Genomic DNA, 21,066 nt, shown 5'->3' on the forward strand with positions numbered 1-21,066 from the left:
TGATGGGGTTGGGGTAGGCTCGGGGGTATGTCGAGAGTCGGTTCCGCAGCTTGTGAGGCGCTGTCGCGTCTGGGTGCGGTGCTGCCGGTGGATCCGTCGGCGTTGACGGATGGGGAGCTTCTCGATTTCGTCTCCCGGGTGGAGGCGGCTTCCCGGCAGGTGGAGGCGTTGAAGCTCGCGGCCGCGCGGGCGGTGAGCGAACGCTCGGAGCGGGATGACCCGGACTCGCTGGCCAGGAGATTGGGGTTCAGGACCGCGGCCGGGGTGCTGGCCGGGATCACGAAGTCCTCGGGCAGGGAGGCCGCGAAGCTCGTGAAAGACGCCGCCGACCTGAAAGCGCTGCCCCAGGTGGAGCAGGCGGTGCTGGACGGGCGGATCGGCAGGGAGGCCGCTTCCGCGATCACGGGGGAGTTGAAGAAAGCCGCCGGCGGGAAGCTCGACAACCTTGTAGCGGCACCCGGAACGCCCGAGGCGCGTGAGCTCGAGACCGTGCAGGCGGAGCTTGTCGAGCTGGCCGTCTCGGTCGGTGCGGATGAGGTGAAGACCGCTGCGGCGGAGAAGGCCGCGGGTCTGAATGTCCAGGCGGTGGAGGATCAGGCGAAGACGGCCATGGACGGGCGGTTCTTCTGGATCGGGCCCACCCTCGACGGCGCCGCCCGGGTGTCCGGGCTGCTGCCGGCGGGGCATGCTGCCGTGGTGCGGGGTGTGTTGGACGGGCTCTCGAACCCGAAGGGGAAGAAGACGGTGAGCTTCGCCCCGGACCCGGATGCTGCGCCGGCGGATGTGCGTACCCGGGGGCAGAAGGCCGCGGATCACCTCAGGGACGTGTTCGCCACCGCCGCGAGGTCGGCGGAAATGCCGGATATGGGCGGGGATCACCCCACCGTGTGGATCAGCACCACCGTGGCCGAGCTGGAGTCCGGGAAAGGGCTCGCGTTCTACGCCGGCACCCCCGAACCCGTCCCCGTCTCGAAGGCGGTGCAGGCGGCGTGTGCGGGCGGGATCCAGACCGTGATCTTCGGCAAAGACGGCGACGTCCACAACCTCGGCCTCGAGATCCGCGGGTTCACCAAAAGACAGCGCCGCGCGATCGCCCTCCGCGACGGCGGCACCTGCATCATCCCGGGATGCGACGTGCCCGCCCAGTGGTGCGAAGTCCACCACGTCACCCCGTACCAGGACGGCGGACCCACCGACGTCTGCAACGGCGTCCTCGTCTGCTGGTTTCATCACCACGAGATCGACACCGGCCCCTGGCACCTCAGAATGACCCACGGCACCCCGGAAGTGCGGTACACCCACGGCAGCACCGACACCGGATGGAAGACCGCCGGCAACGGCGCCGCCTCGAGACTCAGAGCACAAGCACCACCCGGAGCACCACCCGGCAGCTGAGCCGGGGGCACCACCCCTGAGGCGTGGGCCGAGGCGTTTCTCGGCACATGACGGGGTACAAGAGCCCGGGGTACATGAGCCCGAGGTACACGAGCCCGAGGACACTGCTCAGCGATTGCGCCCCGGGACCGCCCGGAGAGAATCCGCAGCGGCCCCGGGTATCGCCGGGAGAGCAGGAACGGCCGGTCAGTTCGTGAGCGGCACGTCCAGATCGGCCAGGTCGAGCACGAAGCGGTAGCGCACATCATTGCGCTCGAGGCGGTCGAGCGCCGTCGCGACCTGCGACGACGGCAGTACCTCCACCTCCGCCACGATGCCGTGCTCCGCCGCGAACGCGAGCATCTCGGCTGTGCCGCGGCGCCCGCCCGTGCCCGACGAGCTCAGCTTGCGACGGCCGCGCGTCAGCAGCATGAGCGGCACCTCCGTCGGCAGCGGAGCCCCGACGACGCTCAGCGTGCCGTCCAGGGCGAGCATCGTGATGTAGGGCGCAAGGTCGTGCGGCGCCGAGATCGTGTCGAGGACCAGATCGAAGCGACCGGATGCCTGGGCCAGCTGCTCCTCATCGGTGGTGACCAGCAGCTCGTGAGCGCCGAGAGCAAGCGCATCGTCGGCCTTATCGGGAGTGCGGCTCAGCACCGTCACCTCGGCGCCGAGCGCAACAGCGAACTTCACCCCCATGTGGCCGACCCCGCCGAGCCCGGCGACGGCGACCTTGCTGCCCGGACCGACGCCGGCCGCACGCAGCGGCTCCCACACCGTGATGCCCGCGCACATGAGAGGTGCTGCCGCAGCTGCATCGAGCGCCTCGGGCAGCGGGTAGGCGAACCCAGCACGGACGATGTACTCGCGGCTGTAGCCGCCCTTCGTCACCGTGCCGTCGACGCGATCCGTGCCGCCGTAGGTCGTGACGACGCCGTTCAGGCAGTAGTTCTCCTGCCCGACGCGGCACATCGCGCACTCGCCGCACGAGTCGACGATCGTGCCGACGGCCACGCGGTCGCCCACGGCGAACCCGGTGACGGCCGGGCCGATCTCGGTGACGGTGCCCGTGAACTCGTGCCCCGGCACCAGCCCATCGACAGGCTTGCCGACCAAGCCGTGAATGGCGTGCAGGTCACTGTGGCAGACGCCGCAATAGTCGATGCGGACGGCGAGGTCGTCATCGCGCAGCTCCCGGCGCTCGATCGTCACCCGCTCGAGGTCGGTCGTGCCCTTGTTGCTCTGCCAGGCGGTTGTGGTTCGCATGTGTCGTCTCCAAAAAACAAACTGTTCGGTCTGTTTTGAAGATAGCCTCACTCGCCACCCGAAAGCAAACCGTTCGGTCTGTTAACATCGAGGGATGCCCGAGCCCGCCACAAAAAAGGGGGCCGCGACCCGTCGGCGGATCCTGGACGCCGCGACCGCGGAGTTCGCCGAGCACGGCATCGCTGGTGCGCGCGTCGAGCGCATCACCGCCGCGGCGCAGACGAACAAGGCCCAGTTGTACGGATATTTCGGCAGCAAGGACGGCCTGTTCGACGCGGTCGTCGCCGACCGGGTGACCAGCACGACCGAGGCGCTCCCCTTCGACGTGGACGACATTCCGGCGTGGGCGGTGCGCGTCTATGACGAGAACCTGCGCCGCCCCGAGCTCACACGGCTGATCGCCTGGGTGCGACTGGAGCGCCGACCCCGGGGAACGTGGTTCGACGGCAGCGACTACGAGCCGAAGCTCACGGCGATCACGGCGGCGCAAGCCGATGGCCGGATCCGCCGCGGCGATCCGGCCACGCTCCTGATGCTCGTCATCTCGATGGCCTCGACGTGGTCTGCGGCGAGCGAGGTGTACACGGCGACGCCCGACGAGCCCGACGCCGTCCACGAAACCCGCCGGGCGCTGCTGCGCGAGAGCGTCGCGCGACTGCTCGCCCCCTGACGCGCCGCGAGCCGGCTAGGCCGCAGGCCCCTGGGTGAGCGTGACCGACGCGGTGTGCGAGGCCCCGGAGGAATCCGTCCAGGTGACCGTCACCTGGTCGCCGGGGTTGTACGACTTCAGCGCCGTCTGCAGAACATCAGCCGAGGTGATCGCCGTACTGTCGAGCGCCGTGATCACATCACCCTCCGCGAGACCGGCCTCCTCGGCGGGGCCGTTCGCGACGACGCCGGCGATCTCAGCGCCCTGCGAGACCGCCTGCTGTCCCAAGTCGCCCTGGCCTGCGGCATCCGTCTCACCCAATTCGATACCGAGGAATGCCGGGTAACCGAGCTGGATGTTGCCGCCCTCGTGACCTGCCTCGATCTCCTTCGCAATATCGAGGGCGGTCGCGATCGGGATCGCGTAGCCGTCCGGCGTGCCGCCGCTTGAGGCCGCGGTGTCGATGCCGACCACCTTGTCGGCCGAGTCGAAGAGCGGGCCGCCCGAGTCGCCGGGCTCGATCGCCGCGTTCGTCTCGATCAGGCCATGCAGGCTCTCGGATGCCGCGGACGACTCGGCCTCGGTCGTGATGCTCTGGTCGAGGCCTGTGACCTCGCCGGCTGCCGCGACGAGGGATCCCCCGCCCTCTGCGTTGCCGACGCCCGTGACCGACTCGCCTGAGGTGACCTTGTGCGAAGTGTCGAGCGACGCGGTCGTGAGCCCCTTCGCGCCCTGCAGCTGAAGGACGGCGATGTCGTCCGTGGGGTCATCGCCCACGACGGTCGCGGTGTAGGTCTTCCCCGTCGACACGACGTCGACGCTGATCGAGGTGGCGCCCTCGATGACATGGTTGTTGGTGAGGATCTCGCCGCTCGAAGTGAGCACCAGCCCGGTGCCCGCCGCCTCTGCGCTCTGGTAGCCGAGCTGCGTGTCGATCAGGACGATGCCCTTCGACTCGGCTGCGGTCGCGGTCGTCGTGCCACCGGATGTCTGACCGTAGGCACTGCCATCGAAGGGGTTGGTGCCGCTTGAGCCGGACTGGCCGGTCTGACCCTGCTGACTGCCCTGGCCGCTCTGACCGGATCCGTAACCGTACCCGCCGAAGCCGCCGCGCTGCCCGAGCGCTGGCTGGCCCGAGTACTGCTGCTGCGCGCTCGCGGCGCTGTGACCTGTGAGAGCGCCGAAGGCGTCCTGCACGCCGAAGACGCAGCCGACGCCGAGGGCGGCGGCGGCGACCGTGCTCGCCGCGACGAGCAGCGTCTGCCGCTTCGTGAAGTACTCCTTCTTCACGTACTCCTTCTTCGGGGAATCCTGCGTCGGCTCGCTACCGTTGATCTCGCTCATGCCCTCCATGAGAAGCCCGCTTCCCGGCACCGGGCCATGGCAGGCTCAAGAGTTTCCTATGGAGAATCCGTGGACATTCCGCACGCCGACCTGACCGTCGATAAAGACCTCGCCGAGCGCCTCGTCCGCGCGCAGTTCCCGGCGCTCGCCGGGCCGGTCGCGCTGGTCGCGCAGGGCTGGGACAACGCCCTGTTCCGACTCGGCGATGCCTGGGCGATACGGATGCCGCGGCGCGAGGTCGCCGCACACCTGGTCGAGCACGAGCAGCAGTGGCTGCCGGTGCTGCAGCAGCTGGTCGATCTGCCCCTGCCAGTGCCGGTCGGCGTGGGGCGGCCGGGGCCCGAGTACCCCTTCGCGTGGAGCATCATCCCGTGGGCAGACGGCGTCGGCGGGGCGGAGCTCGCGCCCACGGAGCGCGATCGTTACGCGCGGCAGTTCGCCGAGTTCTTCGCGGCGCTGCACGTGCCGGCGCCGGCGGACGCGCCGCACAACCCGGTGCGCGGGGTGCGACTGGCGACCCGGTCGGTCGCGGTGCACGCCCGGCTCGACGGGCTGGTGGGGCGGCTCGACACGGACGAGCTCGCGCAGCTGCGCACGATCTGGGACACGGGCGCCGCCGCCGCAGCGTACGACGGGCCCGCAGTCTGGCTGCACGGCGACCCGCACCCGGGCAATGTCGTGATCGGTGCGTCGGGGCTGCTGGCCACGGTGGTCGACTTCGGCGACGTCACCTCGGGTGACCCGGCGACCGACCTCTCGGCGGCGTGGCTGCATTTCACGCCGGCCGGGCGGGCCGAGTTCCGCGCGCGCTACACAGAACACCGCCAGACGGATGCCGCGAGCTGGGCGCGCGCCCGGGCGTGGGCCGTCTCGATCGGAACCGCGGCCTTCGCCGCCTCCGACGGCACCGGCCTCATGGCGCGCATGGGCCGCGAGGCGATCGAGCAGGTGCTCAGCGGCTGAAGACAGGCGCCGCTGCGGCGCGCGCCTCGCGCGGGCCCGGTGCCGCAGCCGCCGCAGCGCCCGCCGCGACGCACTGCTCGAACGACACCGCCCTGAGGGCCGCCGCCACCTCGTCGAGCGCCCGCGGCGCCATCGACAGCGAGGTCACCCCGAGCCCGACCAGCACCGGCGCGAGCGCCGGATCGCCTGCCGCCTCGCCGCACAGGCCGACCGGCTTGCCGGCGGCCGCTCCCGCCTCGCCCACGAGGCGGATCAGCCGCAGGACCGCGGGCTGCCAGGCATCCGTCAACTCCGCCAGCGGCGCGAGCTGCCGGTCGGCCGCCATCGCGTACTGCGCGAGGTCGTTGGTGCCGAGGCTCACGAAATCCACCTCGCGCACGAGTTCGGCGGCACACAGCGCGGCCGACGGCGTCTCGATCATGACGCCGACGGCCGCGAAGCCGTGCGGGCGGCAGGCCGCGGCGAACTCTCGCGCCTCCGCGGCCGTCGCAACCATGGGGGCCATGACCCAGGCATCCGTCTGCTCGGCCTGCGCCGCCGCCGCGATCGCCGCGAGCTGGGTGTCGAGCACCTCGCGGTGCGCGCGGGCTGTGCGATAGCCGCGGACCCCCAGCGCCGGGTTCTGCTCGCGCGGGCCGGCGAGGAAGGCGAGCGGCTTGTCGGAGCCCGCGTCGAGTGTGCGCACGACCACACGGCGCCCGCGGAACGCCGCGAACACCTCGCGGTAGGCGGCGGTCTGATCGGCGATGCTCGGCGCCTCATGCCGGTCGAGGAAGACGAACTCGGTGCGGAAGAGGCCGACGCCCTCGGCGCGGGTCGCGGCCGCGGCATCGCCGCCGGAGACGTTGGCGAGCAGCTCGACGCGGCGTCCGTCGGCCGTGCGGCCGGTGCCGTCGAACGGCGCGACCTCGGGATGAGCGGATGCCTGGGCGATGCGCTCCGGCGACGGGGCTGCGATGACGTCACCGCGGGTCCCGTCGACGAGCACCGTGTCGCCGTCGCGCAGCTCGCGCGCGTCCGGCCAGACGACCGCGGGCAGTCCGAGCGAGCGCGCCAGGATCGCCGTGTGCGAGGTGGGCGCGCCCGACGCCGTGACGAGCGCGACGCACGGCGTCGTGCCGAGCAGCGCCGCGTCGGCGGGGGCGAGCTCGTCGACGACGAGCACGAAGGGCTCGGCCCGGTCGGGCAGGCCCGGCTCGGATTCGCCGCGCAGGCGCGCGACGACCCGGCAGCGCAGGTCGCGCACGTCGGCGGCGCGCTCGGCCATGGCGCCGCCCTGCGTGGCGAGCAGCTCGGCGAGCGCGCCCAGCACCAGCCACGCGGCGCGATCGGGCGGGGCGCCGAGTCGGGTCACGAGCTCGGACGCCTCGGCCACGAGCGCAGGATCCTCGGCCAGCACCGCCGTCGCCGCGAGCACCGCGCGGGCATCGCGGAAGCGCTCGTCGACGAGCCGCGCAGCGCGGCGCGTCAGGCTCTCGTGCACGGCGGCGAAGGCGGGAGCGAGGGATGCCGCGGCCGCCGCGCGCTCGGATTCGGGAAGCGTCGTCTCGGCCGGGGGCTCTGCGGAGGGTTCCGGCATGCGGACCACGGGGCCAACGGCGGTGCCGGGGCTGATGGGAAGGCCGATCGCGCCGGCCGGCGCGGGTTCGGGCTCTGCTCGACGCCTCGCGGGCACAGCCCGCTCGGGGTCGGGCGCGCGATAGCCCACTGGGCCGTCGCCGTTGAGCGCCGACCCGAGTTCGCCGAAGCCGTCGGCGACGAGGGATTCGAGGCGGGCCAGTGCAGCCGCGGCATCCGTGCCCTCAGCACTCGCCTCGATCTCATCGCCCTGACGCGCACCCAGCGTGAGCAGAGAGCTCATGCTCGACGCGTCGGCGACGACGGCGCCCGTGCGGCGGTTCGTCAGGCGGACGGTCGCGTCGAACCCCGCCAGCTCGGCCGCCAGCGTGGCCGCCGGGCGTGCGTGCAGGCCGGCGGGGTTGGGGAGGGTGAGGAGGCGTGCTGTCGTTTCGAGACGCCCCGCGGGCTCCTCAATGACCGGATCCTGCTCGAGGTGGGACTCCTTGGACGCGAGCGACGCACGTGCCTCCGCCGCGACCGCCTCGAGCGGGGCGCCGCCGGCCGCCGCGACCAGCGCCGCGATCAGCCCCTCGACGAGCGGGGCGCTCGTGACGTGCACCGGCGTATCGGACTCCCGCAGCTCGAGCCCCAGCTCCGCGCTCATGACCGCCGACCCCAGGTCGACGAACACCAGCACGCCGTCGGGCGAGGCGACCTCGTCGACGGCGGCGGCCACACGGGTGGCATCCGTGCCCAATCCGCCGTCGGCCGTGCCCGCGGCGAGCGCGACACGCGGACCGTCGCCATGCACCATCTGCTTGGCGAGCTCGAGAGCCGCCGCGGCGAGCGGCGCGCTGTGCGAGACGATGACGATTCCGATCATCGGGGCTTACTCCGCCAGCGCGTCCGCGAGCGCGGCGAAGAGCAGAGCCGTCGACGCCGCCCCCGGGTCGATGTGGCCGACCGAGCGCTCGCCCAGATAGCTGGCGCGCCCCTTGCGCGCCACGAGCGGTGCGGTCGCGTCGCGGGCGGCCGCCGCGGCCCTCGCGGCGGCCGCGCTACAGCTGCGGGACAGCGCGCTCGCGGCAGAAGGCGCGCCGTTCCGTAGCTGTGGCGCGGAGTCGGGCACGTCGAGCGCCGCGTCCCACGCGTCGAGCGCGGGGACGAGCACGTCGAGCATCGTCTTGTCGCCGAGCTCGGCCTTGCCGCGCACTTCGACGCCGGAGACCCCGGCATGCAGGGCAGCGCCGAGCTCCATCGCCGACACGGTCGTCGCGGCGCCGAGGGCGGCGCCGATGCGCAGGAAGAAGGTGCCGAACAGGGGCCCGCTCGCGCCGCCGACATTCGAGACGAGCGCCATGCCCGTACGTGCGAAGAGGTCGGCGGCGTCAGCGGCGGGCCGCGCGTCGAGCGCCGTGACGACCGCCGCCATGCCGCGGTCGAGGTTCGCGCCGTGGTCGGCATCGCCGATCGCCGAGTCGAGCGCAGTCAGCTGGTCGCGGTTCGCCGCGACGGCCGCCGCGAAGCCCCGCAGCCACGCGCCGAGCACCTCGAGGGAGACGTCAGCCATCAGGCACCCCACCGCAGCCCGGGCGTGGCCACCGGAGCGTCCCACAGCCGCAGCAGCTCGTCGTCCGCACGCAGCAGCGTCAGCGAGCAGCCGGCCATGTCGAGCGCGGTGATGTAGTTGCCGACGATGCGGCGCTCGACACGCACTCCGGCCGCGTCGAGCAGCGCGGCGACCTCGCCGTACATGAGGTGCAGCTCCATCAGCGGCGTCGCGCCGAGACCGTTGAGCAGCGCGATCACGGGCGCCTGGGTGAAGTCGAGATCGGCGAGCACCGGTTCGACCAGCAGCTTCGCGAGATCGGATGCCGGCGCGGTCGCCTGCCGCTTCCGGCCCGGCTCCCCGTGGATGCCGACACCCACCTCGATCTCATCCTCCGGCAGCTCGAAGGTCGGCTTGCCCGCTGCGGGCACGGTCGAACTCGTGAGGGCGAGCCCCATCGAGCGCCCGCTCTCCGCGACGCGGCGAGCGAGGGCGGTGACGGATGCCAGATCCTGGCCTTCCTCGGCCGCGGCGCCGACGATCTTCTCGAGCAGCACCGTGGTGCCGACGCCGCGGCGCCCGGCCGTGAAGGTGGAGTCCTCGACGGCCACATCGTCGGCGACGATCACGGTCTCGACCGCGGTGCCGGGTCCGGCCGTCGCGAGCTCGGCCGCCATCTCGAAGTTCATGACGTCGCCCGTGTAGTTCTTGACGATCTGCAGCACGCCGGCGCCGGTGTCGACGGCGGCGAGCGCGGCCGCGACCTGATCCGGAGTGGGTGAGGTGAACACCTCGCCGGCGACGGCGGCGTCCAGCATCCCCGGCCCCACATAGCCCGCGTGCAGCGGCTCGTGACCCGACCCGCCGCCCGAGACGATGCCGACCTTCCCTGCCGCCTTCGGCGTCGCGCGGTACACGACACGGTGCTCGAGATCGACGCGCAGCTCGGGGTGGGCGGCGGCGAGCCCGCGCAGCGAGTCGGCGAGAACGGATGCGGGGTCGTTGATGAGCTTCTTCATCAACGCCAGATTATCCGGCGCTACTCCACCCAGTCGAAGGTGCGGGTGACCGCCTTCTTCCATTGCCGCAGCAGGGCCTCGCGCGACGCCTCGTCCAGGTGAGGCTCCCAACGGCGGCCCTCCTGCCAGTTGGCGCGCAGCTCATCGAGCCCCGACCAGAAGCCGACCGCCAGACCCGCTGCGTAGGCCGCGCCGAGCGCCGTCGTCTCGGCGACGACCGGGCGCACGACCGGCACACCCAGGATGTCGGCCTGGAACTGCATCAGCAGCTCGTTCGCGGTCATGCCGCCGTCGACCTTGAGCTCGGAGAGCTCGGCGCCGGCATCGGCACACACCGCATCGAGCACCTCGCGGGTCTGGAACGCCGTCGCCTCGAGAGCCGCGCGCGCGAGGTGCGCCTTGGTGACGAACCTCGTCAGGCCGACGACCGCGCCGCGGGCATCCGATCGCCAATACGGCGCGAAGAGACCGGAGAAGGCCGGCACGAAGTACGCGCCGCCGTTGTCGTCGACGGATGCCGCGAGCTGCTCGATCTCTGAGGCGGAGCCGATGATCCCCAGATTGTCGCGCAGCCACTGCACGAGCGATCCGGTGACGGCGATCGAACCCTCGAGCGCGTAGTGCGGCGCGGCGTCGCCGAGCTTGTAGCCGACCGTCGTGAGCAGCCCGTGGCCCGAGCGCACGATGCGCTCCCCCGTGTTGAAGATCAGGAAGTTGCCCGTGCCATACGTGCTCTTCGACTCGCCGTCGTCGAACGCCGCCTGCCCGAAGGTCGCCGCCTGCTGATCGCCCAGGATGCCCGCGATGGGCACCTCGCGCAGCAGGCTGTTGGACTCCGCGATGCCGTACACCTCGGACGACGAGCGGATCTCGGGCAGCATCGACCGCGGCACCCCGAACGCCTCGAGGATGTCGTCGCGCCACTCGAGCGTCTCCACGTCCATGAACAGCGTGCGCGAGGCGTTCGTCACGTCAGTCGCGTGCACTCCGCCATGAGCGCCGCCCGTGAGGTTCCACAGCAGCCACGTGTCGGTCGTGCCGAAGAGCAGCTCGCCGGCATCCGCCCGCTGCCTGGCGCCCTCGACGTTGTCGAGGATCCAACGGATCTTCGTGCCCGAGAAATAGGTCGCCAAAGGCAGCCCGACCGCGTCCTTGAATCGGTCCGTACCGCTGTCGCGCGCGAGCTCGTCGATGAGCGGCTGGGTGCGGGTGTCCTGCCAGACGATCGCGTTGTAGACCGGCCGCCCGGTCAAGCGGTCCCACACGACGGTGGTCTCGCGCTGGTTCGTGATGCCGACGGCGACGATGTCGTGCCGGGTGATGTCGGCGCGCGCGAGGGCCTGACCGATCACCTCGCGGGTGTTGCGCCAGATCTCCATCGGGTCGTGCTCGACCCAGCCCGGCTTCGGCAGCAGCTGCCGGTGCTCGAGCTGCCCGACCGAGACGACCGAACCGGCGTGGTCGAAGACGATCGCCCGGGTCGAGGTGGTGCCCTGATCGATCGCGATCACGAATTGGCTCACGGATGCCTCACCTCGACGTTCTCGAGCACGACGCCGTGCTTCTCGGCCAGTCTGGCAGCGGCATCCGCCAACTCGGCTTCGCGGCGCGCGTCATCCCACCCGAGCGCGTCGCCGATCGCCTCGGTCAGCTCGCGCGCGACCTCGGCGGTGAGCAGCCCGCGGAACGCGATGCTCGTGCGGCGCGTCAGCACGTCGATGAGGTGCACCACCTGCTCGGTGCGCGCGAGGTGGGCGATCTCGTCTCGGCTGTATTCGGGCACGGATGCCAGGGGCCGATCGTCCTCGCCGAGCGCCTGAATCACGAGTGCGGCCTTCGTGCCGTAGCGCTCCAGCAGCTGAGCGGCGCGCTCAGCACCTACGGTATCGGCGTATCCCTCGGCCCAGGCGCGCGCTGAGGCATCCGTCGTCGGGAAATCGCGGCCGCCGCCGATCGGGATGCCGGCCGTGCTGCTCACCCGCTCGCGCCCGAGCTTCGCGAGCACCTCGTTCGCGAGATGCTCGCCAAGCGCACGGAAGGTCGTCCATTTGCCCCCCACGAGGCTGAGCACGGGGGTGTTCGGCAGGCCGGCGAGCGGCGACTCGACGATGCGGTAGTCGCGTGAGACGAAGCCCGGCTGGGTGTCGTCGTGCCGCGGCAGGGGGCGCACGCCGACGAAGCGGAACACGATCTGCTCCCGCCCGACGTGGATCGTCGGGAACACGTCGCCGATGAGGTCGAAGAAGTAGTCGATCTCGGCATCCGTCACCTCGATCGGCTCCGTCATGCTCTGCTCGAGATCAGTCGTGCCCACGATCACCTTGCCGTGCAGCGGGTACACGAGCACGATGCGGCCGTCGCGGTGCTCGAAGAACAGCTCGCGGCCGGCGCACGCCTCGTACAGCTCGGGGTTGTCGAGGACCACGTGCGAGCCCTTCGTGCCGCCCATGAAGCGGGTCTCGGTGCCGAGCAGGCCGCTGGTCAGGTCGGTCCAGGGACCCGTGGCGTTGACGACGACGTCGGCGGTGAGCTCGAACTCCTCGCCGGTGAGCTGGTTGCGCACCGTGACGCGGTCGTCGTGCGCGGCGACGGCGGACAGATAATTAGCTGCCCTGCCTCCAGCAGCGACCCCGTCGAGCAGCACATCGAGCGCGAGCCGCTCGGGGTTCACGAGCGAGCCGTCGTAGTAGGTGGCCGTGTACTTCACGGCCGGGTTCAGCTTCGGCAGCGCTCGCAGCGACTCGACATGTCCGTGGAAGCGGTGCGGCGGCACGACGCCGCCGCCGCTGGAGAAGCTGTCGTAGATCGCGAGCCCGATCTTGATGAGCGCCGCACCGCGCTCCTTCGGTTTCCCCGCGCCGTGCCGCAGGAACCGCAGCGGGGCGCTGGCGATGCCTGAGAAGGTCGAGAAGATCGGGATCGTCGTCGGCAGCGGCTTCACGTAGTGCGGCGCGATGCGCAGCAGCCCGTTGCGCTCGGTGACGGATTCCTTCACGAGCCGGAACTCGCCGTTCTCGAGGTACCGGATGCCCCCGTGGATCATGTGCGAGCTCGCCGCCGACGCCCCGCTCGCCCAGTCGTCCCGCTCGATCAGCACGACGTCGACACCCTGCAGCGCGAGGTCGCGGAAGGTGCCGATGCCGTTGATCCCCCCGCCGATGATCAGCACCTGGGCATGCGGGCGGGCGGCAATGGCGGCGATGTCGGGGCGGGTGGTGTCGGTCACAAGATCTCCTCTTATGACTACTCTCCGACGTTCGCGGCATTCCTGCGGACGCGTCGGGCAGGTGTTGCGCATCTGTGCAGACAACGTTGGGGCGGCACCCACGGGATTGATACGGATGCATGTTTGTGCGACATTCGTCGCAATACCCCCTTTTCTGGGGGCATTCAGTCCCGTACTCTGTAGGTGCCGTGTCGGATGGCTCGTCGACTCCATGTGGGGAGGCAAGCGGCGACGCGTTCCCGATGCAGGCGTGCGAGGGCCTGGTGGAAGGTGTTCGGGTCACCTTCCCCCAGGCTCTTCTTCATGCGAGCATCGCCTCAGGAGGGGCATGCAGCGAGCAACACGGGGGATCGTGAGCCTGGCGGCGGCAGCGGCGCTGCTGGCATCCGTCTCGGCGTCCCTTGTCGGCTGTGCGGGCAGCGAGCCGCGAGCGCAACCGACGGAACGCGCCACCGTCCGGCCGACCCCGACGACGGGCACCGAGCCGAAGCTGTCGCCGGTCACAGGCTCGGCCACGCCGGTTCTGGTCGTGCCGCCGGGCACTCCGACGATGGTGCCCCAGCCGTTCGTCGCGCCCGGCGGCAGCCCGCCGAAGGACGACGCGGCCATGGCCCGCGCGAAGGAGTGGATCACCCAGGTCGGGCCGCCGCCCTCCGGCGTGCGAGTGCTGGACTCCGCCCCGCCAGGCGCGCCGACGCAGCCGGCCACCTCGGCCGCGTGCGACTGGCTCGTGCAGGCGACGAAGTGGTGGTCGACCTACGTGTCGAACATCAACCCGGTGAAGCAGTGGGCCGAAGAGCATCCCGTCGACGGACTGGCCTTCACCGAGTCCATGAACGGGCCGGGAGACCTCACCGGGATGACCGCGCGTTCGGCGGAGCATCCGAGCGACTCGCTCCAGTTCGAGTTCGCACCGCTGCCCGACGGCACGGTCGCGATCAGGATCGACGTCGTGATCGTGCCGAAGGGGGCGAGCTGCGCCCGCAGCGGCTCCGCTAGTTCTGGGGGAAGCCGAGGTTGATGCCGCCGTGGCTCGGGTCGAGCCAGCGGCTCGTGACGGCCTTCAGCTGGGTGAAGAACTTGACACCCTCGGCGCCGTGGGCTTTCGTGTCACCGAACAGCGAGTCCTTCCACCCGCCGAAGCTGAACGTCGCGACCGGCACCGGGATCGGCACGTTGATGCCGATCATGCCGACCTGCACCTCGCGCTGGAAGCGGCGGGCCGCACCCCCGTCGTTCGTGAAGATCGCCGTGCCGTTCCCGAACGCGCCCGAGTTGATCAGCTCGACCCCGGCCTCGTAGCTGGGGACCCGCACGACCGACAGCACCGGCCCGAAGATCTCCTCCGTGTAGACGCGCGAGCCGGTCGGCAGCCGGTCGATCAGGGTCGGCCCGAGCCAGAATCCGTTCTCGTCCCCATCGACGTTCACGCCGCGCCCGTCCACGACCACCGTCGCCCCGTCGGCGGCGGCGACGTCGATGTACGAGGCCACCTTGTCGCGGTGCTCCCGCGTCACCAGCGGGCCCATGTCGCAGCCGCGCCGCCCGTCGCCGATCTTCAGGGTCGTGATGCGCTCGGCGATCTTCTCCACCAGCGCATCCGCCACCGGCTCGACCGCGACGACCACCGAGATCGCCATGCACCGCTCCCCCGCCGAGCCGAAGCCCGCGTTGACCGCGCTGTCGGCCGTGAGATCCAGGTCCGCGTCGGGCAGCACCAGCATGTGGTTCTTCGCGCCGCCGAGCGCCTGCACCCGCTTGCCATTCCTGGTGCCGTTCTCGTACACGTAGCGGGCGATCGGGGTCGAGCCGACGAAGGAGATCGAGCGGACGTCCGGATGCTCCAGCAGCCCGTCCACCGCGACCTTGTCGCCGTTCAACACGTTGAACACGCCGTCAGGCAGGCCCGCCTCCTTCCACAGCTGCGCGAGCCAGAGCGCGGCCGACGGGTCCTTCTCGGACGGCTTCAACACCACCGTGTTCCCCGCCGCGATCGCGATCGGGAAGAACCACGCCGGCACCATCGCCGGGAAATTGAACGGCGAGATGATCCCCACCACACCCAGCGGCTGCCGGATCGAATACACATCGATCCCCGTGGATGCCTGCTCACTGAACTCGCCCTTGAGATGATGCGCGAGACCGCAAGCGAACTCCACCACCTCCTGCCCGCGGCTGATCTCACCCAGCGCGTCGGAGAGCACCTTCCCGTGCTCGCTCGTGATGATCGCCGCGAGCTCCTCCTTCCGGGCATCCAGCAGCTCACGGAACCGGAACACCACCGCCTGCCGCCGCGCCAACGAGGTCTCCGCCCAGGCGGGGAACGCAGCCTTCGCGCTCGCCACCGCGGCGCCGACCTCAGCCTGATCCGCCAGCGCCACCCGCTTCGTCACCACCCCCAACGCCGGGTCATACACCGGCGCCGTGCGCCCGCTCGACGACGGCGACTCCGCACCGCCGATCCAATGCGGCACGACCGGCAGTTCCGCCGTGGCCTCGGCGACGACGGGTGCTTCGGTGATCTCGGTCATGGGGTGCTCCTCGGACGTGTGTGACGACGACGCCTCCTCGCGTCGCTGACGGAAGGTTACGTCCGCACGATGACGGATGCGTTTCCTGGGTGATGATCGGAAGGCATCCGTCTCAGCTCATCGACATCGAAAGGGAGAAACCGTGACCGGCTACCTCGACAGCGAAGACCGCAAGTACACCAAGGTCTACAAGGAGCAGACCCCCGACATCCTGAAGGCGTTCGCCGACTTCGACAACGCGGTGTTCGCCACGGAAGGGCGGGAGATCCCGCTCAAGTACCGGGAGCTGATCGCGCTCGGCGTCGCGCTCACGACCCAGTGCACCTACTGCATCGACGCACACTCGAACAACGCGGTGAAGGCGGGCGCGAGCGAAGCCGAGCTCGCCGAGGCCGCGTGGGTCGCGGCCGCGCTGCGCGCCGGGGCGTCCTACGCGCACGGCCGCCTCGCGTTCAAGCTGACCGAGGGCGCGCACCAGCACTGACCATGCTCTGCTCCTGAGCAGTGCGACGGCGGCGGCGGGACATCGACATAGACGACACACGGTCGTTACACAACGGCGACCGGGAATCCACTAGCGTCTCAATCATTCTGCGCCTCGCCCCTAAAAGGGGTGGGGCGCAGGCCCGTCGCACTCGAATCAGGAGCAGTGTATGAACCCTCGGTCCGCACGCCGATGGAGGACACTCACGACCGCGGTGGCCGCCACCGCCGTCGCCGCGTCCCTCGGCCTGTCAGCACCCGGCTTCGCCGCCAGCGGCGACGCAGGAGCCGCACCCACGATCACGCCAGGCAGCGCCTCCGCGAAGCTCAAGCTCGCGCCCGAGCTGCAGCAAGCGCCCGGCACGGCGAGCAGCACGGTGTTCGTGCAGCTCTCGGGCACCGGCGCCGTCGACTCCAGCAGCGCAAGCGCCGCGAAGACGCGGCGCAGCGACGTCGCGAAGTCGGCGAACGCCGCCTTCGCCGCCGTGAAGGCCAAGGACGCGAAGGCGACCCAGCTGTACACCGTCAGCAACGCGGTCCCCGGTTTCGCGGTCACCACGGACCCCGCCGGCCTCGACGCGCTCGCCGCGCGCAGCGACGTCGTCAAGATCACCCCGCTGACCCCGAAGACCCTCGAGAACGCCAACACGGCGCAGCTGACCAAGGCGGTGGGCGAGTGGCAGGCCGGCAACCTCGGCAAAGACGTCAAGGTCGGCATCATCGACACCGGCACCGACTACACGCACGCCGACTTCGGCGGAGCGGGCACCCCCGCGGCGTACGACGCGGCACTCGCGGCGGATGCCGGGCCATGGACCCCGAACGCGAAGGTCGTCGGCGGCTACGACTTCGTGGGCGACGACTACGACGCCGACCCGAAGAATGCGACCTACCAGCCGATTCCCCACCCCGACACCAACCCGCTGGACTGCAACAGCCACGGAACGCACGTCGCGGGAATCGTCGGCGGCTACGGCGTGAACGCCGACGGCTCCACCTTCACCGGCGACTACGCCTCGCTCACGAGCGACGACCTGTTCGCGATGAAGGTCGGCCCCGGCATGGCGCCGCTCGCGAAGATCTACTCGCTGAAGGTGTTCGGCTGCACGGGCTCGACGAACGAGGTCATCCCGGCACTCGACTGGGCGCTCGACCCGAACGGCGACGGCAACTTCTCGGACCACCTCGACATCGTGAACATGTCGCTCGGCTCGGACTACGCCCCCGCCGATGACCCCGAGAACGCGGTCATCGACACGCTCGCCGCGCACGGCGTGCTGCCCGTCATCGCGATGGGCAACGCGGGCGACATCACGGATGCCGGCGGATCGCCCGGCAACGCGGTGCGCTCCCTCGCCGTGGCCTCGACCGTCGACTCGTACCAGCTGCGCGACGGCATCACGGTGAACGCGCCCGCCGACCTCGCAGGCACGGCCGACGGCCAGTTCTCCATCGCGTACCCGTGGCTCGGCTCGACGCCGGTGACCGCGCAGGTGGTCGCGAGCCCGGCCGACAACCCGGACGGCTGCGCCGCCTACAGCGCGGCGGATGCCGCGACGATCGCGGGCAAGATCGTCTGGCAGTACTGGGACGACAACGACGCGACCCGCGCCTGCGGCTCGGCCGCGCGCGGTGCGAACGCCGCAGCCGCGGGGGCCGTCGGCGCGATCTTCACCTCGCAGCTCGACGTGTTCGCGGCGGGCATCACGGGTGACCCGACGATCCCGATCATCCAGCTGCCGAAGACGCAGACCGACCGGCTGCAGCCGGCCGTCGACGCGGGCACGCTCAACGTGACGTTCGACCCGTCGCTCGCGGCATCCGTCAAGTCCGTCAGCCCGGGCATCAGCGACACGCTCAGCTCGTTCAGCTCGCGTGGCACGCACGGATCCATCGGCGTCGTGAAGCCCGACATCGCCGCCCCCGGCGACACCATCGCCTCGGCGGGCATGGGCTCGGGCAGCGGCGTGCTCGTCGACTCGGGCACCTCGATGGCCACGCCGAACGTCGCGGGCATCGCGGCGCTCGTCAAGGTCGCGCACCCGACGTGGACGACCGAGCAGCTCAAGGCCGACCTGATGAACACGGCGGGCCACGACGTGTACTCGGGCGACGACCAGAGCGGCCCGATCTACGGCCCCGCCCGCGTGGGCGCCGGCCGGGTGGACGCCCAGGCCGCGGTCGACAACGACCTGCTCGTCTACGACAAGGACACCGCCGGTGCGGTCTCCGCATCGTTCGGCGTCGTCGCGGCCCCCATCACGAGCAAGTCGGTGACGCAGAAGCGCACGCTGACGGTGCAGAACACGGGCAAGAAGGTGAAGACCGTGTCGCTGTCCTACCAGGCGATCACGGCCGAGCCCGGTGTCAGGTACACCGTCTCGCCGTCGCGCCTGACCGTCGCGCCCGGGCGCACGGCGACCGCCACCGTCACGCTCACCGTCACGCCGAGCGCGCTGAAGAAGACGATCGACCCCACGCAGGACCCGCTCTCGGGCGTCGGCGTGCCGCGGTCGTTCCTCTCCGACGCGTCCGGTCGCGTGCTCGTGGCCGAGCCGGGCAAGACGGCGCTGCGCGTGCCGGTCTACGCGGCGGCGAAGCCCACCTCGGCGACGTCGACGAAGCTCGTCACCTCGAAGAGCGGCTCGTCGCTCGCAATCTCGGGCAAGGGCTTCGATCAGGGCACGGGCACCGAGAAGTTCCAGTCGCTGACATCCGTTCTCACGCTCGGCGCGTCGAGCCCGAAGGAGAAGGCCTGCACGGACACGCAGACGAGCGGATGCCTCTCGGTGCCCTCCGACGCGGCCGGCGACCTGCGCTATGTGGGCGCCGGGTCGGTGCCGTCGTCGTCGGGCTCCTACGCCGACGGGTGGCTGTACTTCGGCGTGAACATGTGGGGCCAGGGCGCGACCATCGGCCACGACGTCGTCCCCTACGTCGACATCGACACGACCGGTGACGGCAACCCCGACTTCGAGGTGGCCGCGACCTACTACACGTCGAGCGATCTGCCCGTGGCCGAGCTGTTCGACTACAACACGGGCGAGCTGCTCGACGTCGAGCCGATCAACCTGAACTGGGGCGACGTCGACACGAACGTGTACGACACCGACACCCTGCTCATCCCGGTGTGGCCCGCGGCGATCGGCGTGACGGACGGCGCGAAGTCGTTCCCGATCACCTACGCGGTGGGCACCTCTGGCAGCTACGCGGCGACCACGATCGACCGCTCGGCCGCTGTCACGTACGACGTGCTCGACCCGGCGATCTCGGTGGGCTCGGCGCTGTACGCCGACAAGGCGGGCACGTCGATCCCAATCCAGCTCGGCTCGGATGCGACGCGCGACACCAAGGCGCTGGTGCTGCACCTGCAGGGTGCCGCCGGCCAGCGTGCGGAGACGGTGGGCGTCACCGGCACGCACCGGCCGACGCCGCCCGGGAAGAAGCACGGCAAGGGCTCGCTGCCCCCGCACAGCAAGTGGCACCCCCGCTTCGGCGGCGGCCACGAGAGGTGGTAGCGCGCAGCGCTGACTAGATGGGGCGGGTCCCGGGCCGAGAGGTTCGGGACCCGTCTTCGTGTTCGGCCCCGCTTCGAGGGCCGCCCGGAAGCCCGTTTCTGCGCAGCAGCCAGTCGAAGGTTCCGCGTGCGGTCTCGTGCAGGGTGCGCCCATTGCGCCACTCGCGCCAGGTCAGCCAGATGATCAGCAGGTCGAGCGCCGTGAGGATCACGATGCCCACCGTCGGCGCGGTGACCAGCTGGTAGACCTGGAAGACGAGGAACCCGAGCAGCACGACGAGCGCCCACGGGTAGACGCGCCGCGAGCCGAGGAACAGCGCAACGACGACGGCCAGTTTCACGAGTCCGTGGATGAGCAGATAGGCGGCGAGGAACGCGCTCGCACCGGCGTCGAGATGCGCGAGGCCGTGCAGCACCGCGTTGGCGAGCAGGTCGTCGGGGTCCTCGGCGAGCTCGCCCGAGAAAACGGCGTGGGTCATGCCGAGGATCTGCGCGGGCGAGACGAACAGAAGGATCGCGCCGCCGATCAGCTCGATGAGGCCGTCGATGCCCTTGATCACGACCCCGATCAGGAAGATCAGGTCGAGCACGCGCTCTCTCATCAGGCATCCCTCGATCCGTCCGTCACCTCATTGTGCGGCGGGTGGGACTGAGAATGCTCACATGCGCAGAGCGCCCTCAGCGCAGCCCGAGCTGCGCGACGGCGTCGGCCACGGTCGCATCTCGGAACCGGAATCCGCTCTCCAGCAGCGCCTGCGGCACCTGCAGCTGGTCGGCGAGCAGCAGCTCGCGCGCCGCCTCGCCGAGCGCGAGCGTGAGCAGCGGCGCGGGCGCGGGCAGCCAGTAGGGCCGGTTCAGGCTGCGCGCCACGGCGCGGATGAGATCGGATGCCGCAGCCGGGCTCGGCCCCGACAGATTCACCGGTCCGCTGAGCTCGTGATCGATGAGGTGGACGAGCGCGGCCGCCTCGTCGCGCAGGCTGATCCACGGCCAGTGCTGCCGCCCGCTGCCGAGCGGGCCCGCCGCGCCGAACTTCGCGAGCAGCCGCAGCGGCGCGATCGCTCCCCCGTTCCCGACGACGACTCCGGTGCGGGCGAGCACGACGCGGGTCGCGGGTGGTGCGGCGAGCGCAGCCGCCTCCCAGCTCTGGACGACCTCGGCGAGGAATCCGTCGCCCGCACTCGCCGACTCGGTGAGCCGCTCGCCCGGCCGCGAGCCGTAGAACCCGACGGCCGAGCCGTTCACGAGCACCCCGACGGGCGCTTCGGCGAGGGCGTGCACGATCGTCGTGGTGGCGTCGACGCGCGAGCGCAGGATCGCGGCCTTGCGGGCGCGCGTCCACGGCAGGCTGCTGATCGGCGCGCCGGCGAGATTCACGACGGCATCCGTGTTCGCCAACACAGCAGGGTCGAGGCGATCGGATGCCGGATCCCAGCTCGCTTCGCCCGGCCCGGCGGTCTGCCCGCGCACGAGCCGCACGACCTCGTCGCCGCGGGCGGTCAGCTGCCGCGTGAGCTCGGTGCCGATGAGGCCGGAGGCGCCGGCGATGACGATGCGCATGGCCTCATGCTCGCATGCGGCGCCG

The 21,066-nt window shown here is 71.0% G+C and carries 16 protein-coding genes and 1 pseudogene; 6 read left to right on the forward strand and 11 right to left on the reverse strand.

Annotated elements, in window-relative coordinates; translation table 11 throughout:
* Positions 1-27: 27 nt before the first annotated feature.
* Positions 28-1,395: an HNH endonuclease signature motif containing protein gene (locus ABD708_RS13665; RefSeq protein WP_344755344.1), complete on the forward strand. Its 1,368-nt coding sequence runs from the start codon at positions 28-30 to the stop codon at positions 1,393-1,395.
* A 186-nt stretch (positions 1,396-1,581) separates the two neighbouring features.
* Here the strand turns inward: ABD708_RS13665 and ABD708_RS13670 are convergent, their stop codons facing one another.
* On the reverse strand, positions 1,582-2,640 hold the full coding sequence (locus tag ABD708_RS13670) for an NAD(P)-dependent alcohol dehydrogenase (protein WP_344755346.1): 1,059 nt from the start codon (positions 2,638-2,640) through the stop codon (positions 1,582-1,584).
* 94 nt (positions 2,641-2,734) lie between these two features.
* Here ABD708_RS13670 and ABD708_RS13675 point away from each other — a divergent pair, with 94 nt between their 5' ends.
* Positions 2,735-3,310 (forward strand): TetR/AcrR family transcriptional regulator, encoded by a 576-nt coding sequence (locus tag ABD708_RS13675; protein WP_344755348.1) that lies wholly within the window; start codon positions 2,735-2,737, stop codon positions 3,308-3,310.
* A 15-nt stretch (positions 3,311-3,325) separates the two neighbouring features.
* Here ABD708_RS13675 and ABD708_RS13680 read toward each other — a convergent pair whose 3' ends face one another.
* On the reverse strand, positions 3,326-4,633 hold the full coding sequence (locus tag ABD708_RS13680; protein ID WP_344755350.1) for a S1C family serine protease: 1,308 nt from the start codon (positions 4,631-4,633) through the stop codon (positions 3,326-3,328).
* A gap of 69 nt (positions 4,634-4,702) precedes the next feature.
* Here ABD708_RS13680 and ABD708_RS13685 point away from each other — a divergent pair, with 69 nt between their 5' ends.
* Entirely contained in the window at positions 4,703-5,596 is an 894-nt protein-coding gene (locus ABD708_RS13685) for an aminoglycoside phosphotransferase family protein (protein WP_344755352.1), read from the forward strand.
* On the opposite strand, the gene ptsP is transcribed toward ABD708_RS13685, so the two are convergent.
* From ptsP to ABD708_RS13710, 6 genes and pseudogenes are all read right to left on the reverse strand, one after another.
* Entirely contained in the window at positions 5,586-7,271 is a 1,686-nt protein-coding gene (gene ptsP, locus ABD708_RS13690; protein WP_425553302.1) for a phosphoenolpyruvate--protein phosphotransferase, read from the reverse strand. The two genes, ABD708_RS13685 and ptsP, sit on opposite strands and share 11 nt — an antisense overlap.
* A 90-nt stretch (positions 7,272-7,361) precedes the next feature.
* Positions 7,362-8,039 (reverse strand): annotated as a pseudogene (gene dhaM, locus ABD708_RS19495) (dihydroxyacetone kinase phosphoryl donor subunit DhaM); the annotation flags it as partial.
* Positions 8,040-8,045: 6 nt separating this feature from the next.
* Positions 8,046-8,726: a dihydroxyacetone kinase subunit DhaL gene (gene dhaL / locus ABD708_RS13695; RefSeq protein WP_344755356.1), complete on the reverse strand. Its 681-nt coding sequence runs from the start codon at positions 8,724-8,726 to the stop codon at positions 8,046-8,048.
* Positions 8,726-9,724 carry a dihydroxyacetone kinase subunit DhaK gene (gene dhaK, locus ABD708_RS13700; protein ID WP_344755358.1) on the reverse strand — a complete coding sequence of 333 codons (999 nt, stop codon included), beginning with the start codon at positions 9,722-9,724 and terminating at the stop codon, positions 8,726-8,728. Before dhaK ends, dhaL begins: the two co-directional genes overlap by 1 nt.
* 20 nt (positions 9,725-9,744) lie before the next feature.
* Complete coding sequence (gene glpK / locus ABD708_RS13705; RefSeq protein ID WP_344755360.1) at positions 9,745-11,247, reverse strand: glycerol kinase GlpK; 1,503 nt, start codon at positions 11,245-11,247, stop codon at positions 9,745-9,747.
* Positions 11,244-12,950 carry a glycerol-3-phosphate dehydrogenase/oxidase gene (locus ABD708_RS13710; protein WP_344755362.1) on the reverse strand — a complete coding sequence of 569 codons (1,707 nt, stop codon included), beginning with the start codon at positions 12,948-12,950 and terminating at the stop codon, positions 11,244-11,246. The genes glpK and ABD708_RS13710 overlap by 4 nt, the downstream gene beginning before the upstream one ends.
* Before the next feature lie 328 nt (positions 12,951-13,278).
* On the opposite strand from ABD708_RS13710, the gene ABD708_RS13715 reads away from it, so the two are divergent.
* On the forward strand, positions 13,279-13,971 hold the full coding sequence (locus tag ABD708_RS13715; protein ID WP_344755364.1) for a hypothetical protein: 693 nt from the start codon (positions 13,279-13,281) through the stop codon (positions 13,969-13,971).
* Here ABD708_RS13715 and ABD708_RS13720 read toward each other — a convergent pair.
* Complete coding sequence (locus ABD708_RS13720) at positions 13,946-15,481, reverse strand: CoA-acylating methylmalonate-semialdehyde dehydrogenase (protein ID WP_344755366.1); 1,536 nt, start codon at positions 15,479-15,481, stop codon at positions 13,946-13,948. The two genes, ABD708_RS13715 and ABD708_RS13720, sit on opposite strands and share 26 nt — an antisense overlap.
* A gap of 142 nt (positions 15,482-15,623) precedes the next feature.
* On the opposite strand from ABD708_RS13720, the gene ABD708_RS13725 reads away from it, so the two are divergent.
* Together ABD708_RS13725 and ABD708_RS13730 are read left to right on the forward strand one after the other, a co-directional pair.
* On the forward strand, positions 15,624-15,965 hold the full coding sequence (locus ABD708_RS13725; protein ID WP_344755368.1) for a carboxymuconolactone decarboxylase family protein: 342 nt from the start codon (positions 15,624-15,626) through the stop codon (positions 15,963-15,965).
* Between the two features lie 214 nt (positions 15,966-16,179).
* A complete protein-coding gene (locus ABD708_RS13730; RefSeq protein WP_344755370.1) occupies positions 16,180-19,482 on the forward strand; it encodes a S8 family peptidase in 3,303 nt (1,100 codons plus the stop codon).
* 13 nt (positions 19,483-19,495) lie between these two features.
* Here ABD708_RS13730 and ABD708_RS13735 read toward each other — a convergent pair whose 3' ends face one another.
* Both ABD708_RS13735 and ABD708_RS13740 read right to left on the reverse strand, forming a co-directional pair.
* Positions 19,496-20,083: a DUF2127 domain-containing protein gene (locus ABD708_RS13735; protein ID WP_344755372.1), complete on the reverse strand. Its 588-nt coding sequence runs from the start codon at positions 20,081-20,083 to the stop codon at positions 19,496-19,498.
* Positions 20,084-20,159: 76 nt separating this feature from the next.
* Complete coding sequence (locus ABD708_RS13740; RefSeq protein ID WP_344755374.1) at positions 20,160-21,041, reverse strand: TIGR01777 family oxidoreductase; 882 nt, start codon at positions 21,039-21,041, stop codon at positions 20,160-20,162.
* Positions 21,042-21,066: the final 25 nt, after the last annotated feature.

Origin of the sequence: Gryllotalpicola koreensis, from assembly GCF_039538185.1 — a bacterium.
Taxonomy (GTDB): Bacteria; Actinomycetota; Actinomycetes; order Actinomycetales; family Microbacteriaceae; genus Gryllotalpicola; species Gryllotalpicola koreensis.

Coding starts and splice junctions, on each gene's coding strand:
- ABD708_RS13680 (WP_344755350.1), bottom strand. CDS start 4,633: ATGAGCGAGATCAACGGTAGCGAGCCGACGCAGGATTCCCCGAAGAAG.
- ABD708_RS13670 (WP_344755346.1), bottom strand. CDS start 2,640: ATGCGAACCACAACCGCCTGGCAGAGCAACAAGGGCACGACCGACCTC.
- ABD708_RS13665 (WP_344755344.1), top strand. CDS start 28: ATGTCGAGAGTCGGTTCCGCAGCTTGTGAGGCGCTGTCGCGTCTGGGT.
- ABD708_RS13715 (WP_344755364.1), top strand. CDS start 13,279: ATGCAGCGAGCAACACGGGGGATCGTGAGCCTGGCGGCGGCAGCGGCG.
- ABD708_RS13720 (WP_344755366.1), bottom strand. CDS start 15,481: ATGACCGAGATCACCGAAGCACCCGTCGTCGCCGAGGCCACGGCGGAA.
- ABD708_RS13735 (WP_344755372.1), bottom strand. CDS start 20,083: ATGAGAGAGCGCGTGCTCGACCTGATCTTCCTGATCGGGGTCGTGATC.
- ABD708_RS13675 (WP_344755348.1), top strand. CDS start 2,735: ATGCCCGAGCCCGCCACAAAAAAGGGGGCCGCGACCCGTCGGCGGATC.
- ABD708_RS13740 (WP_344755374.1), bottom strand. CDS start 21,041: ATGCGCATCGTCATCGCCGGCGCCTCCGGCCTCATCGGCACCGAGCTC.
- dhaL (WP_344755356.1), bottom strand. CDS start 8,726: ATGGCTGACGTCTCCCTCGAGGTGCTCGGCGCGTGGCTGCGGGGCTTC.
- dhaK (WP_344755358.1), bottom strand. CDS start 9,724: ATGAAGAAGCTCATCAACGACCCCGCATCCGTTCTCGCCGACTCGCTG.